Here is a 15,330-nt window from a genome sequence, read left to right as displayed (position 1 = left end):
GGTCCCTGCGGCACAGCACAGCAAAGCGCCCACACCAAAGGCGTGGGCAAGGGGAACTCCGAACCACGACAGCTGGCACAGACGCTACCGGTCCGCACCCGCCGCCACCATAGAAAACTGCCGCGTCGTATGAAGGGTCGCGCCCCTCCCGTCCGTCAGACGGACAAGGGGGTGGCGGTGCCGAGCAGTGCGGAAGCCCGCTGCAACGGGCTTTCGATGCTCGCCGGTGCGGCCTCGGGAAGGGTGCGGCAGGTGAACCCGAGCTGGGACATGGCCCGCAGGACTTCGCCGGCACTGAAATCGCGGCGGTCCTGACGGGTGATGACCTGGCCGACCTGCTTGAGCGGATAGTGACGTCGTCCGATGATCACGGACTCGCCGGTGACGGGTTCGGGTTTGACACCCTTCATCGATTCCAGCACGCCGCTCTTGGTCAGGTCGAACGGGAAGCGGGCGATGACACAGCGCATGATGCCTCACAGGGAGAAGGGGAGACGGGGAAGCGGTTCAGCTGAAGAGGGCGAGGAGACCGTTGCCGTCGGTGACGTCACGCAGGCGGATTCGGTCCGTGTAGCCGAGGCTGTCGCGAACGGCGGTGAGCCGGGCCCGGGTGACGAGGCCGACGCGCTGGCCGTCCTCGTCACAGACGACCAGACGGCCGGTACGGGCGGCCGCCATCACGGACAGCGCCACCTCGACGGTCATGTCCCCCCAGACCCGTGGCCCGGCCACGTCCCTGGTGCCGGCCGTGCCGTGCCCGGGTTGGGCGCTCACGGGACGGGTCTGCGTCTGAGCCAGCGTCAAAGGGTGCCTCCTGCGAAGTGGGACCGGCTTCCTGATCACGAAGGTGCTATGCCGCCGCACCGACGGCGGACTGCCGTCCGGACGCGCGGCGGGCCGCCGAGGCGGGACGGCGTCGACCGCGTGAGGTGGCGCCGCGCTTCTTGGGGCGTTCGGCCACCGGTGCGGTGATGACGACCGGGACGCCGGACGGGGCCTGGGCGCCGGTGATGCGGTGCAGGGCCTCGTCACCGACGCGGACCTGGGTGGTCAGCGGGACGATGCCGGCGGCCACCATGAGGCGGGTCATGTCGCGGCGCTGGTTCGGGGTGACCAGGGTGACGACGCTGCCGGACTCACCGGCGCGGGCCGTACGGCCGCCGCGGTGCAGGTAGTCCTTGTGGTCGGTCGGCGGATCGACGTTGACGACCAGGTCGAGGTTGTCGACGTGGATGCCCCGCGCCGCGACGTTGGTCGCCACCAGCACGTTGACGTGCCCGGACTTGAACTGCGTCAGCGTGCGGGTGCGCTGCGGCTGCGACTTGCCGCCGTGCAGGGCGGCGGCCCGTACCCCGCTGTTCAGGAGGTGCTCGGTGAGGCGGTCCACGGCGTGCTTGGTGTCGAGGAACATGATCACGCGGCCGTCGCGGGCGGCGATCTCGGTGGTGGCCGTGTGCTTGTCGGCGCCGTGAACATGCAGCACGTGGTGCTCCATCGTCGTGACCGCGCCCGCCGAGGGATCGACGGAGTGCACGACGGGGTCGCTGAGGTAACGGCGCACGAGCAGGTCGACGTTGCGGTCGAGGGTGGCGGAGAAGAGCATGCGCTGGCCCTCGGGGCGTACCTGGTCGAGCAGCGCGGTGACCTGGGGCATGAAGCCCATGTCGGCCATCTGGTCGGCCTCGTCCAGGACGGTGATGGTGACCTGGTTCAGCCGGCAGTCGCCGCGGTCGATGAGGTCCTTGAGGCGTCCCGGGGTGGCCACGACGACCTCGGCGCCCCCGCGCAGCGCGCTCGCCTGCCGGCTGATCGACATCCCGCCCACGACCGTGGCGAGCCGCAGCTTCACGGAGCGGGCGTACGGGGTGAGTGCGTCGGTGACCTGCTGGGCCAGCTCACGCGTCGGTACGAGGATCAGCCCCAGCGGCTGCCTGGCCTCGGCGCGCCGACCGGCCGTCCGGGCCAGCAGCGCCAGCCCGAAGGCGAGCGTCTTGCCGGAGCCGGTGCGTCCCCGGCCGAGGACGTCCCGGCCGGCCAGGGAGTTGGGCAGGGTCGCCGCCTGGATCGGGAACGGTACGGTCACGCCCTCCGAGCCGAGCGCGGCCAGCAGTTCCCCGGGCATGTCGAGATCGGCGAAGCCCTCCACGGCGGGAAGCGCGGGGGTGACGGACTTGGGAAGGGCGAACTCCCCCTGTACCGCGGCGGGTCGGCGGCCCTGACCACCGGAACGGCTCGGCCCACCGGACCGGCGCGGGGCCGGCGAACCGAACCGGCCGCCACCCCTTCCGGAGTCGGCACTGCCGTTACGGGTGCGGGAGAAGCGGTCGTTCGTGCGTGTGCGGTTCATGCGGAACCTTCCTCGATGCGGCACATATCAAGGAATTCCCGCAGCGATGAGCAGCACGGTGAATTGCAAGAAAAGGCCGGTGGAATGCGACTGCCAATCTGGCCGACGGTAAATTCGTACAGGCGCGGGAAAACACTGCGGGAGACGCCGAAAAATGCGAGCAGCTGGGGCCCGCACCCCGAAGGATGCGGGCCCCAGCTGCAAGTGCGCGTGAGCGTCAGGCGGGAACGATGTTCTCGGCGGTCGGGCCCTTCTGGCCCTGTGCGATGTCGAAGGTCACCTTCTGGCCTTCGAGCAGCTCCCGGAAGCCTTGGGCGGCGATGTTCGAGTAGTGGGCGAACACGTCAGCGCCGCCACCGTCCTGCTCGATGAAGCCGAAGCCCTTTTCCGCGTTGAACCATTTCACAGTACCGGCAGCCATTTTTATCTCCTTTGGGGAATCGCGGTGATCAACCCGTCGGAAAAATGAACCTACCGGCAACCACACCTGCAACTGAGATCGACAGTAGCACGCCGCAGCGGTCTGTGTGCGGTAAGAAGTCGCGCTCTGCTTTTTACGTCAGAGAACCTGTCCGCGCGTTCGGTTGAAATCTCACCTCGCGGGCACAGCTATTGAATAATTCGGAGCGCCCCGCGAACGCCGCAGCGCCCGACCCGACCGAAGCCGAACCGAGCGCTGCACAGCGGGCTGGAGGGGGGCACCCCCGCCCACCACCGGTAGGCCCTGTGGGACTCGAACCCACAACCAATGGATTAAAAGTCCACTGCTCTGCCAATTGAGCTAAGGGCCCAGGCGATGTTGCCTCCCCGAGCATAGCGGGACGTGGCCGTGTCTCCGATCGGGTATCGGGGACACGGCCACGTCGGGGTGGCGAAACGGGGTGGAAGGTCAGGGATCGACCGGTTCGGGGGCGTTCACGCGGGCCGCCTCGCGGGCCCTGGTGCGCGCGTGGTCGGGATTCAGGAACCAGTGCCGGGCCGAGGCCACCCACCAGGTCCAGGCGAAGCCGAGGACGGCCAGGACGGCGACCGGGGCGTAGTTGAAGGTCTCCCAGGTGACCGGGGAGACCTGCGGAAGCATGAACAGCACCGTGATGACGGCGACCCACGCCACCGAGACCACGCCGATCGCACGCGACCAGCGGCCCAGGTGCCACGGTCCGCGGTCGAAGGCGTCACCCCTGCGCAGCCGCAGCAACGTCGGGATGACGTAGGCGATGTAGAGGCCGATGACGGCGATGGACGTCACCGCCGCGTACGCGGTCACATTGATCAGGTACGGCAGGCCCAGCAGCAGCGCTCCGCCCGCCGCCAGCCACACCGCCGCCACCGGGGTCCGGGTGCGGGGGCTCACCGTGTGCCACACGTGCGAGAACGGCAGCGCGCCGTCGCGCGAGAAGGCGTAGATCATGCGGCTGTTGGCGGTCACCGAGGCCATCCCGCAGAACAACTGGGCGCCGATGACGACCAGCAGCAGGAGTTTGCCGGCGGTGGCGCCGAGCGCGTCGAGGAGGATCTGGGCCGGCGGAGCGCCCGTCGGTGACGACAGCGCCCCGTCGTACGACTGGATCGCGAACGTGAAGCCCAGCAACAGGACGAAGCCGGCTATCCACGACGTCCAGATCGACTGGACGATGCCCTTCGGGCCGGCCGTCGACGCGTCGTGGGTCTCCTCGGTCATGTGGGCCGAGGCGTCGTAGCCGGTGAAGGTGTACTGGGCCATCAGGAGGCCGAGCAGGACCACGTAGAAGCTGCTGCCCCAGCCCGTGTTGTTCACGAACTCGCCGAAGACGAAGGACGCCGACTGGTGGTGGTCCGGGGCGAAGGTGAGCGCTCCGACGATCACGGCCACGCCGACCACGTGCCACCACACGCTCACGCTGTTCAGCAGGGCCACGATCCGTACGCCGAAGGTGTTCAGCAGGCCGTGCAGGATCAGGATCGCGGCGAACAGCAGCACGGTCCGGCCGGGCGTCACCTCGAAGTCGAACTGCAGGTTCAGATAGGCCCCGAGGAAGGACGCGGCGCCGAAGTCGATGCCCGCCGTCACCGCCACCTGGCCGAGCACGTTGAACCAGCCCGTGAACCACGCCCAGGCGGCCGCGGTCCGGGGCGGCGCCAGGCGGTGGGCCCAGAAGTACAGGCCCGCGGACGTCGGGTACGCCGAACAGATCTCGGCCATCGACAGGCCGACGAACAGTGTCATCAGGCCTACGGCGACCCAGCCCCAGGTGATCACGGCCGGACCGCCCGTGTTCATGCCGAAGAGGTAGAGGGTCAGGCAGCCCGACAGGACCGAGATGATCGTGAAGGAGACCGCGTAGTTGGAGAACGCCGACATGCGGCGGGCCAGGACCTGCGTGTAGCCGAGCTGGGCAAGCCGCTCTTCGTCGGACAGCCCACTCGCTATGTCGTCATCTGTCATGCCCCCAGCGATTCCCACACCGGGGGCGTGACACACGTCACAACTTGGCTAGAAGACGCCCTTGTAACCGCCCCAGCCGCCCGCGATCTTCGTACGACCGCCGAACGACCCCTTGCCGTCACCGTTGTTGCGGTAGAGGTTGCCGCCGCTGTCCCGGGAGACCAGGTCGGCCTTCCCGTCCCCGGTGATGTCCCCGACCCCGACCACGGCGTTGTACGACCCGCCCCAGTTCGCGAACACCCTGGTCCGCGCCGAGAACGTGCCATTGCCCTTGCCGTAGTACCGGTACAGCGTGTTGGCCTTGTCCTGCGCCAACAGGTCACCGATACCGTCGCCGTTGAGGTCCCCGGCGCCCACGACCTTCTTGTACGTCTTCCAGTTGTCGTAGAGCTTCACGCGCGCGGAGAGCTTGCCGGTGCTGGTGCCCTTGTACAGGTACACCGCCCCGGTGGAGGAGTTCCGCGCGATCAGGTCCGGACGGCCGTCCTTGGTGACGTCACCAGCCGAGGTCAGCACGTCGTACTGGTTCCAGCCGCTGGTCCCCAGCGAGGTGTACGACATCGACGGCTTCACCGCGGCGCCGCAGCCGGGCTTGTACAGGCGCAGGGCGCCACTGCTCAGCCGCACGAGGACGTCGTTGCAGCGGTCGCCGCTCAGGTCACCGAAGGGGACCGCCTTGATGGTGGTGGGCCAGCCGCTCGCGCTCACCTTCCCCGAGAACGTGCCCTTGCCCGTGCCCTTCTGGAAGGCCAGGGCGCCGGAGGAGTCAAGGGTGAGCAGGTCACCCACGCCGTCGTCGCCGACGTGGTCGTGGCGCACGGCCGCGCCGCCCGTAAGGGCCGTCCTGCCGGTCGCGGTCAGGGGTGTGCCCTGGCCGTCGGCGGGCTGGACGGTGAGCGTCCAGGTGTACGTCCCGTTGGGGGCGTACACGCCCGTGCTGGTTCTGCCGTCCCACGCGGCGGTGACGGAGCTGCGGGACTCGCCTCCGCCGAGGGTGCGGACCACCGTGCCGTCCGCCGCCCTCAGCGTCAGCTTCCACGAGGCGGCGGGCTTGGACAGCTGCCAGGACGCCTTCCAGGTGTCCGCCGCCTTGAACGCGGTCGGCGTGACGGCCTGGGTCGCGGTCAGGGGTGAGGCGGGCACGCCGCTCGGCACGACGTGGACGAGGTTTTCCTTGTCCACGTAGGCGATGCCGCCGCCGAAGCGGTCCACGGCCCAGGTGCGGCGGCGGGTCTCGCTGCCGTCGGTCGACATCGGGATGCCGAGGTCACGCGTGACGGCGGTACCGCCGCTCTGGAACTCGGTCAGGCGCAGGTTCGAGCCGGTGTAGCGCTGGTTGACGAAGTAGCCGTCGCCGAGCAGGCCGCCCCGGCCGGCGGGCAGCGCGATCTTCTCGCCGGTGTCCACATTGATGACGCCGTGCTGCCGGAACTGCTCACAGGTCCAGTAGAGCCATGGCCCGGCGCTCTGCAGTTCGACCGGCACACAGGGCGCGCCCGTGTCGAGGGTTCCGGCGTCCTTGCCGGTGGGGAGGTCCTTGCGGGCGACCGTACCGGCCGTGGCCGTGGCCGCGTACAGCGTGCCGCCCCACACGGTCGCGCCGGTCTCCGGCCGCTGGTCCACGACCGAGCCGGTGTCGAGGTCGACGACGATCGTCGTCCCGTCCGGTACCGGGTACCCGGGGACCGTCGGCCGGCCGCTCTGGTAGACGGCGTACCGGCCGGTGGCCTCGGTGAGCCGCCCGTCAAAGTTCCCCGTCAGGGCACGGTCCGCCCGGTCGGGTCCGCGGCGGCCGACGATCTCGACCTGGGCGGGGCTCGACTGGTAGTTGCGGACCTGGTAGACCGTGCGTCCGTCACCGCTGTTGAGGAGCTGGGTGCAGGCCATCTGCCCGCAGACCGTGTAGTCGTACGACCGTCCGCTCTCCCGTCCGACGTACACCGGGTCGGACGCGGACGTGGGCGCCTGGGCGGGGCTGAGGGTGCGGTTGTAGAACCCGGCCCCTTGCGGCCCCTCCTTCTCCACGGTGGACAGGGTGCCCGCGCTCAGCGCGATCGCGTCCACGCCCGCCGCGACCGGGGCCAGCCGCTGCACTTTCTCCAGCCGCGGCAGGCCGTCCCCGCCGACGGTGACCTTCTGCACGTACCAGTCCGCCGACGAGGTCCCGCCGATCACCGCGACACCGCCGCCCGCGATCTGTACGGCCTCCTTGTCGGCCTTCTCCAGCAGGGTCCGGCGCTGCCCGTCGAACGAGAGCGCGACCAGGCTCCGCCTGAGTGCCGCGTCGGTGCCGTCGGCCTGGGTGAAGGCCAGCAACTGCCCGTCGAGCAGCCCGATCTTCGAGATGTCCAGGTCGGATGGGACCGGGAAGGTCCGCTCGGGAGCGTCCAGGTCGGTGCGGGAACGCAGGTGCGCCACGCGGTCGGAGTCGATCCAGAGCACGTCGTCCCCGGCGAGTGCCACATACGGGGACCAGCCGGTGTTCGCCGCGAGCGTGCGCAGCCGACCGGTCTCCAGGTCGATCAGACCGAGCCGGTCGTAGCGGCCGTTCTCCGCGTCGGCGGCCGAGGTGGCGAAGCGTACGACGGCCTCCCGGGCGTCGCCCGCGACCAGCCGCACCTGTTTGAGGTCCGTGCCCTCGGGCCAGCCGGTGACGGTGAGCTTGGCGTCGACGACCGGGTTGTCGGCGGGCAGCAGGTACCAGCTGTCCACCGTCTGGAGGTCGTTGTCCGTGTAGTCCTGGACCACGACGGTGGAGCCGAGCAGGCCCCGGAAGAGGTCGCCCGAGCCATAGGGCACGGTGAACCGGTGCGTGGTGCCGTCCGCCATGTTCTGGATGTCGATGGAGCCCAGGTCGTGGTGGGCCACGTAGTCCGACTCGGCGCCGAACTCTGCGAAACCGGCGTCCTCGTTGTTTCCGTAGCCGAGCAGGGTCGTGGTCTGGCCGGTGTCCAGCCGCGTCCACTGGAACTCCTGCCCGAAGCTCGGGTCGGCGTCCTCGGGCGAGTGCACGAACCCGGTCGCGCCGAAGGAGCCCAGCGAGTCCTCGCGGGGCACGGCACGCCAGTTGGGCGTGATGTCGAGCTGTCCCGGGGTGTCCGCGACGGCCGGTGCGGCGAGGGCCGGGACGAGGCCGATGCCCAGCGCCAGGATGCCGGCCGTGGCCGCCGTTCTGATCAGATGCCGCATCAGAAGATCCCCTTGTAGGCCTGCCAGCCGGTGGCGATCTTCGTGCGCGCCCCGAAGGACCCCTTGCCGTTGCCGTTGTTGCGGTACAGGTTGCCGGCGGTGTCCCGGGAGACCAGGTCGTTCTTGCCGTCGCCGGTGATGTCCCCGACGCCGACGACCACGTTGTACGAGGTCCCCCAGTTGGAGAAGACCTTCACCCGCTCCTTGACCTGGCCGGTGCCGGTGCCGTCATAACGCCACAGCGTCCCGGCCTTGTCCTGCACCAGGACGTCACCGAAACCGTCGCCGTTCAGGTCACCGGCGCCGACGATCTTCCTGTACGTCGCCCAGCTGCGGATCTTCACACCCGGCTTGAGCTTGCTCGCCCCGTCGTTGGCGAAGAGATAGACGTCCCCGGTCGAGGCCTTGCGGGCCAGCAGGTCGGTACGGCCGTCACCGGTCAGATCGCCGGGGGCGGTGAGGACGTTGTAGGCGTTCCAGCCGGTGCCGAGAGAGGTGTGGCTGCTCGACGGGCCGTACGACCCCCCGCACTTGCCCGCGTAGCGGCGCAGCTCGCCGTTCGGCATCCGGACCAGCATCTCGGCGCAGCGGTCCTTGCCCATGTCGCCGAAGGGGACGGCGACGGTGCCGGCGGGCCAGCCGGACGCGCTGTCCTTGAAGTCGAAGGTGCCCTTGCCCTTGGTGTACTGGAGCGTCAGGGCACCCGAGGAGTTGAGGGTGACGAGCTCGCCGTAGCTGTAGCCGCCCTGGTCGTGATGGCCCTGGCGGCCGCCGGTGAGCCCGAACTTGCCGGTCGTCGTGTACGTGCCCCCGCCGTCGGCCGCGGTGGCGGTCAGCGTCCAGGTCTTCGGGCCGTTGTACGCGTACGCGCCCGACTCCGTCTTTCCGTCCCAGGCCAGGTCGATCGCCGTACCGCTGCCCCTGAGGGTGCGGTCGGTGCGGCCCTGGGCGTCCTTCACCGTGAAGTTCCAGTCGGCGGGCTTGTTCAGCTGCCAGACGCTGTTCCAGGTCATGTTGCCGCTGTAGCGGCCGGCGGCGTCGAAGTCGCTGTCGTCCAGGTCCGCCTCGATCTTCGCGAGCGGCTGCGCGGGCACCCCGCTCGGCACTACCCGGATCGAGCGGTCCGTACCGACGTAGGCGACGCCCCCGCCGAACTTGTCCACGGTCCAGGTCAGCCGCCGCTGGTCGGCGGTGTTCCCGGCCGGCAGGTCGGCGATCCCGCGCGCGGCGGCGGCCGTACCGGAGTGGAAGTCGGTGAGCATGAGCTTCCCGGCGCTCCGGTCGTGCTGGACCAGGTAGCCGTCACCGACGAGGGCGGGGCCGGAGGGCACGGTGATGTTCTTCTTCGCCGTACGGTCGTACACGCCCGCGGCACCCGTGGGACCGCAGTTCCAGTAGATCCAGCGGCCGATGACCTGGAGCTCCTTGACCGTGCAGGGGGCTCCGGTGGAGACGGTCGTGACGGTCTTCTTCGACTCCAGGTCGTACTGGGTGACGACGCCATTGCCCGAGCCCGGCGTCCACAGCGCCGAGCCCCAGACGGAGGCGGCGGTGACGGGGCGGGTCAGACGGACGTCCTCGTCGCGGTACCGGTTGACGGCGTCGACGTACTGCTTGCCGGTGGAAGCCGCGTTGTAGACGAAGTAGCGGCCGGTGGCGTCCACGAACCGGCCGCCGGTGACGGCCGGTTCCGTCCCGTGGTAGTTGTTCGGCGTCATCCAGACCTGGGCGCGCTCCTTCCCGTACTCGTCGACCTGGAAGTAGCCGACGCTCTGGTTACCGGTGGAGCGCAGTGGCACGCAGTCGCCCGCGTCGCACGGCACCCGCTGGAGGTGGGTGCCGTCGGCGAAGTCGCCGGCGTATCCGCGGGTGGCCTCTTCCAGCACGGTGGAGCCGTCGGGTGAGAGCTGCCGGCCGACCACGTACTGCAGGCCGCTCGGCCGGTACTCGACGCTCGCCAGATAGCCGGCGGCGTAGTCGATGCCCCACACGCCGTCCGTGGCGATCGGCGTCGGGGCGGTGTCCGCGGCCGCCGGGCCCGCGGACGTCAGGGTGCCGGCGCTCAGAGCGGCCAGCGAGGCAAGAGTGAGTGCGATCCGGGCACGCCGGGTCAAGGGTCCCTCCCCAGGGAAGTCAGAAAAGGCGCGGCGGCAGGCCTTGTCTTCCCCCTCGGCCACACTCCGCCACGCAATCCAACGGATGTTAACAACTGCCCCACAGAGTTCGGTAGTCGAATACAGATACGAAAAGGGCCCGCACGACCGAAGTCGTACGGGCCCTGCTCAGCTCACGCTGTGTCAGCCGTTGCGCTTCCAACGCGGCTTGTCGTCACGGCGGCCGAAGGAACCGGTGCCGGTGCCGGTGCCGCGGTGGTCGTCACGACGGCCGGAGGGGCGGTCGTGGCCGCCGGAGCGGAACCCGCCGCCGGTGGGGCGGTCGCCCTGACGGTCACGGTTGAAGGGACGGTCGCTGCCCCGGTGGGTGGACGGACGCTCGTCGCGGCGGTCGCGGTTGAAGCCACCGCCGGTGGGGCGGTCGTCACGGCGGAAGCCGCCCGAGGGACGCTCGTCACGACGGTCACGGTTGAAGCCGCCGCTGGGGCGGTCGTCACGGCGGTCGCGGTTGAAGCCACCCGAGGGGCGGTCGTCACGACGGAAGCCGCCCGAGGGACGCTCGTCACGACGGTCACGGTTGAAACCACCGCCGGTGGGGCGGTCGTCACGGCGGTCGCGGTTGAAGCCGCCACCCGAGGGACGGTCGTCACGGCGCTCGAAGGAACGGCCACCACGGTCGTCACGGCGGAACCCGCCCCGCTCGCCGTCCCGGCGGTCGCGGTTGAAGCCGCCACGGTCGTCACGACGCTCGAAGGAACGGCCACCACGGTCGTCCCGACGGTCGTCACGACGCTCGTAGTTGCCCCGCTCGTCACGGCGCTGACGCGGCTGCTCGTACGCGGGACGCTCGGCGGGCTGCTCGGCGACCACGGCCTCAGCCGCCTCCGCGGCCTCGGCCACCACGGCCTGCGCCTCGGCGACCGCCGTCTCCGGGTCCTCACCGCGCTCGCGGGCGGCCCGGGCGACCAGGCGGTCGGCCTCCTCGCGCAGCTCGGTCGCGCGCCGCTGCGCCCGCTCGAGCTCCTTGGTGAGCTGGGTGACCTCGCGCTCGGCCTGCTGAGCCGCGTTGGCCGCGGACTCGGACTGGACCTCGGTCATCGAACGGGCGCCGGTGATCTCGGCGACCTCGGGCTCGAAGGCAGTACCGGAGTTGATGATGTGACGCCCGGCGTCGACGCCCGCGTCCTCCATCAGCCGGAAGATCTGCCGGCGCTGATGCGGCAGGGACAGGGAGACGACCGTGCCGGTGCGGCCCGCGCGAGCGGTACGGCCGGCGCGGTGCAGGTAGTCCTTGTGGTCACCGGCGGGGTCGACGTTCAGGACGAGGTCGATGCCGTCGACGTGGATGCCACGGGCGGCGACGTCGGTCGCGACGAGCGCGTTGACGTAGCCCTTCTTGAAGTCCTCCAGCACACGGGTGCGCGCGCCCTGCGTCATACCGCCGTGCAGCGCGTCGGCCTTCACACCGGAGTCGCACAGCTGCTCGGCGATGCGGTCGGCGCCCAGCTGGGTGCGGACGAAGATGATGGTGCGGCCCTTGCGGGAGGCGATGGCCGCGGTGACCGGCGCCTTGTCCTTGGGCTTCACGATCAGGATGTGGTGCGACATGGTCGTGACGTTGCCCTGGGCGCTGTCGACCTCGTGCGTGACCGGGTTGCTCAGGTAGCGCTTGACCAGCGTGGAGATCTCGTTCTCCATCGTGGCCGAGAACAGCATCCGCTGGCCGCCGGCCGGGACCTGGTCGAGCAGCTCGGTGACCTCGGGCAGGAAGCCCAGGTCGGACATCTGGTCGGCCTCGTCGATGACGGCGACTTCGATGTCCTGCAGGGAGCAGGCGCCGCGGTTGATGAGGTCACGCAGCCGGCCCGGAGTGGCGACGAGCACGTCGACACCGCGCTCCAGGGCGTAGATCTGGTTGCTCATGGACGTACCGCCGCAGACGACCTTCATCTTCAGGCCGAGGACGTCGCCATAGGGCTGCAGCGCGTCCGCGACCTGCATCGCGAGCTCACGGGTCGGGGTGAGGATGACGGCGCGCGGCTTGTGCTTCTCGGTGCGGCCGCCGGAGAGGCGGGCCAGGGTCGGCAGACCGAAGGAGAGGGTCTTGCCGGAGCCGGTGCGGCCACGGCCGAGGATGTCCTTGCCGGCCAGGGCGTCCGGGATGGTCGCGGCCTGGATCGGGAAGGGGGTGGTCACGCCGTTCTGGGCGAGCTTGCGCACGACGCCCTCGGGGAGACCGAGGCTCGCGAAGGTGACTTCGGCGGTGGCCTCGGTGACGCCCTCGGTGCCCTCGTTCTCGGGCACGACGACGTGATCAGTACTGGAAATGGACATGCGTATGCGAAACCTTCCGGAGTCTCGTCGGCACGCGCCCGTCAACTCCGTGATTCGCAATACGACCGCCTCTATGCGGTCAGCCACGGCAAGGGAGAGAACGCGCCACACGGCGCTCTTCTGCTTTGGCGCCGGGCAAATGATCAAACGATCTATAACCATACGCACCCATCGCCCCCGAAGGCAAACCGATCCCCTCGTATGTATCCGAGGTCACTCGGGGCCTTTCACGGGGTCCGTCACGCAGGCGACCCCGCGGTGGGCGCCGGCTCCCGCTGGCTCAGCTGCGGGCCCGTCTCCGGCTGCGCCGACGACGACGGTTCGGCGGGCGGCGGCGACGGTGTGGGCGACGCGGGCGGCTCGCTGGACGCCGGCGGCTCCGGATCGGGCGTACGGGTGGGTGCCGGGTCGCTCCTCGGCGCCGACGGCACCGGCCGGGCCGACTTCCCCGGCTTCGCCCCCGCGGAGGCCGACGCACTCGCCGAGGCCGACGCCGACGGGGACGCCGACTCCTCGCCGCCCTTCCCCTTGTGCTTGCCGCGCTTGCCGTCCGGGCCCGCCCCGCCCAGTCCCACGGAACCGCCCGAGCCCGCGGATCCCCCGTCCGGCGCCTCACCGCCCCGCTCACCGGCGGAGTGCGACGGCTTCGCGCTGCCGTCTCCGCCGTCCCCGCCCACGCTCATGCAGCCCGCGGCGGCGGCGACGGCCATGACCGTGGCGGCCAGACGGACGGGTACGTACAAGGGGCGCACGAGCAGCCACCTCCGAGGGCGGTCGTCAAAAAGTCAACCTGCCCAACTCCCGCCGCCCACAAGAGGACACGCGCCCCGTTCGAAACGGACTCAGCCGTATCCGAGTGCGTGCAGCCGCGCGTCGTCGATCCCGAAGTGATGGGCGATCTCGTGCACGACCGTCACCTCGGTCTCCGCGACGACGTCCTCCCGGGAATCACACATCCGCAGCGTCGGCCCCCGGTAGATCGTGATGCGGTCCGGCAGCACCCCGGCGTACCACTCGCCCCGGTCGGTCAGTGGAGTGCCCTCGTACAGCCCGAGCAGCTCGGGATCGTCCGTCGGCGGTTCGTCCTCGACGAACACCGCGACGTTGTCCATCAGCCGCGTCAACTCCGGCGGAATCCGGTCCAGGGCCTCGGCGACCAGTTCCTCGAACTCCTCGCGCGTCATCTCCAGCACAAGCCCATTCTCCGGTACGACCCATCCGTACGAGTGTCATGAGTACGCCCGCATATCCACGAGCGGACTTGGGCATACGGGACCAATGGCCCGCGTCCCCGCCGCAGTCCTGACCGCCCGGAGCATCCTGAACGTCCTACGCAAGCCCCCGCGAGCCCTCGCCCGCCAGTACGGCAGGCGCCGGTCCCACCCGTCCGTCGAACTCGTCCACCAGCCGCACCCCTGGACCCGCGCACTCGGCCTGGTCGCCGTCGTCCTTCTGGGCGCATGGCTCGGTCTGCTGATCGTGGGCAATGTCCGGGTCCCGGTCGGCCCCATGAACACGACGATGACCCTGCGCCCGTCCCTCTCCGGCGGCACGAAGATCAACGTGTCCCCGCTCGGCGCGCTCCAGCTGGACAGCCACCAGGCGCCGGTCCGCCTCGACGTCAACGTCGACCAGCTCGACCCGGAACGCTCCCAGGCCCTCGTCGACCACCCCGAGCGCCTCTCCGGCCTCCAGGACGAGGTCGCCACCGACGTCGAGCACGGCACCCTCGACCTGGCCGTCCGCTCCGTCGTCGCCGTGGTGTCGGGCGCCACGGCCCTCGGCCTCGCGGTCTACCGCCGCCCGCGCCGGGCCCTCGCGGCCGGCGGCCTCGCCCTGAGCCTCCTGGCGGCCTGCGGTGGCACGGCGTACGCCACCTGGAACCCGGAATCCGTCCTGGAGCCGAAGTTCTCGGGACTGCTCTCCTCCGCCCCGTCGCTGGTCGGCAACGCGCGCAGCATCGTCACCGAATTCGACGTCTACCAGAAGGAGTTGGCCCGCCTGGTGACGAACGTCACGAAGCTCTACGACGTCACGTCCACCCTCCCGGCCTACCAGCCGGACCCCACCACCATCCGGGTCCTGCACGTCTCCGACATCCATCTGAACCCCGCGAGCTGGAAGATCATCGCCTCGCTGGTGGAGCAGTACAAGGTCAACGTGATCGTCGACTCCGGCGACACCATGGACCACGGCACGGCGGCGGAGAACGGCTTCCTGGACCCGATCCCCGACCTCGGCGCGCCGTACGTCTGGGTCCGCGGCAACCACGACTCCCTCACCACCCAGCGCTACATGGAGGGCCTGAAGCGGGTCCACGTCCTGGACAACGGCAAGGCGGAGACGATCGCCGGACTGCGGTTCGCGGGCATGGGCGACCCCCAGTTCACCCCCGACCGCTCCACGAACCCGGGTGCCGACGAGTCCCAGGAGGCGGCGGGCGACCGCCTGGCCGCGGCCCTGCGCGAGCAGCGGGCCGCCGGCACCCCGGTCGACCTCGCGATCGCCCACGAGCCCTCGGCCGCCCGCGAGGTCGACGGCGAGGTCCCGATGATCCTCTCGGGCCACCTCCACCACCAGGAGATGGAGGTCATGAAGAAGGGCACCCGGCTGCGGGTGGAGGGCTCCACCGGCGGCAGCGGGCTACGGGCCGTCGAGGGCAAGTATCCCGACCCCATCGAGGCCTCGATCCTCTACATGGACCGCGACACCCGCCGTCTGCAGGCCTGGGACGAGATCAAACTCGGCGGCCTGGGCCTCACGACGGCGGAGGTCAGCCGCCACCTCCCGGAGGACAACCAGCCGGGAGCGACCCCCTCGCCCACGGGTTCGCCCACCACCTCACCCACGGGCAGCCCCTAAACCGTTTTGGCGATACCTCCCGGCATCCCATATGCTTCTCACGTCCCCGACGCGCTGCG

At 70.2% G+C, this 15,330-nt stretch carries 11 protein-coding genes and 1 tRNA gene; 1 reads left to right on the top strand and 11 read right to left on the bottom strand.

Annotation, left to right across the window (positions count from 1 at the left end):
- Positions 1 to 155 precede the first annotated feature (155 nt).
- From M2157_RS25050 to M2157_RS25000, 11 genes are all read right to left on the bottom strand, one after another.
- A complete protein-coding gene (locus M2157_RS25050; protein WP_280858609.1) occupies positions 156 to 470 on the bottom strand; it encodes an SCO5918 family protein in 315 nt (104 codons plus the stop codon).
- Positions 471 to 507: 37 nt separating this feature from the next.
- Entirely contained in the window at positions 508 to 774 is a 267-nt protein-coding gene (locus M2157_RS25045; protein WP_280866255.1) for a CBS domain-containing protein, read from the bottom strand.
- Between the two features lie 76 nt (positions 775 to 850).
- A complete protein-coding gene (locus M2157_RS25040; RefSeq protein WP_280866254.1) occupies positions 851 to 2,347 on the bottom strand; it encodes a DEAD/DEAH box helicase in 1,497 nt (498 codons plus the stop codon).
- A gap of 217 nt (positions 2,348 to 2,564) precedes the next feature.
- Positions 2,565 to 2,768 carry a cold-shock protein gene (locus tag M2157_RS25035; protein WP_023586116.1) on the bottom strand — a complete coding sequence of 68 codons (204 nt, stop codon included), beginning with the start codon at positions 2,766 to 2,768 and terminating at the stop codon, positions 2,565 to 2,567.
- A gap of 297 nt (positions 2,769 to 3,065) precedes the next feature.
- Positions 3,066 to 3,138 (bottom strand) — tRNA-Lys (locus M2157_RS25030).
- A 98-nt stretch (positions 3,139 to 3,236) separates the two neighbouring features.
- Positions 3,237 to 4,772 (bottom strand): amino acid permease, encoded by a 1,536-nt coding sequence (locus M2157_RS25025; protein ID WP_280858671.1) that lies wholly within the window; start codon positions 4,770 to 4,772, stop codon positions 3,237 to 3,239.
- A gap of 48 nt (positions 4,773 to 4,820) precedes the next feature.
- A complete protein-coding gene (locus M2157_RS25020; RefSeq protein ID WP_280866253.1) occupies positions 4,821 to 7,961 on the bottom strand; it encodes an FG-GAP-like repeat-containing protein in 3,141 nt (1,046 codons plus the stop codon).
- A complete protein-coding gene (locus tag M2157_RS25015; RefSeq protein ID WP_280866252.1) occupies positions 7,961 to 10,075 on the bottom strand; it encodes a VCBS repeat-containing protein in 2,115 nt (704 codons plus the stop codon). The genes M2157_RS25020 and M2157_RS25015 overlap by 1 nt, the downstream gene beginning before the upstream one ends.
- 183 nt (positions 10,076 to 10,258) lie before the next feature.
- Positions 10,259 to 12,409 carry a DEAD/DEAH box helicase gene (locus tag M2157_RS25010; RefSeq protein WP_280866251.1) on the bottom strand — a complete coding sequence of 717 codons (2,151 nt, stop codon included), beginning with the start codon at positions 12,407 to 12,409 and terminating at the stop codon, positions 10,259 to 10,261.
- Positions 12,410 to 12,648: 239 nt separating this feature from the next.
- Positions 12,649 to 13,161 carry a hypothetical protein gene (locus tag M2157_RS25005; RefSeq protein WP_280866250.1) on the bottom strand — a complete coding sequence of 171 codons (513 nt, stop codon included), beginning with the start codon at positions 13,159 to 13,161 and terminating at the stop codon, positions 12,649 to 12,651.
- Positions 13,162 to 13,251: 90 nt separating this feature from the next.
- Positions 13,252 to 13,602 (bottom strand): metallopeptidase family protein, encoded by a 351-nt coding sequence (locus tag M2157_RS25000; RefSeq protein ID WP_280858677.1) that lies wholly within the window; start codon positions 13,600 to 13,602, stop codon positions 13,252 to 13,254.
- A gap of 85 nt (positions 13,603 to 13,687) precedes the next feature.
- On the opposite strand from M2157_RS25000, the gene M2157_RS24995 reads away from it, so the two are divergent.
- On the top strand, positions 13,688 to 15,271 hold the full coding sequence (locus tag M2157_RS24995) for a metallophosphoesterase (protein ID WP_280866249.1): 1,584 nt from the start codon (positions 13,688 to 13,690) through the stop codon (positions 15,269 to 15,271).
- The last annotated feature ends 59 nt before the right edge of the window (positions 15,272 to 15,330 follow it).

Origin of the sequence: Streptomyces sp. SAI-127 (assembly GCF_029894425.1) — a bacterium.
Classification (GTDB): Bacteria; Actinomycetota; Actinomycetes; order Streptomycetales; family Streptomycetaceae; genus Streptomyces.
This window is presented reverse-complemented; position numbering and strand designations above follow the sequence as displayed.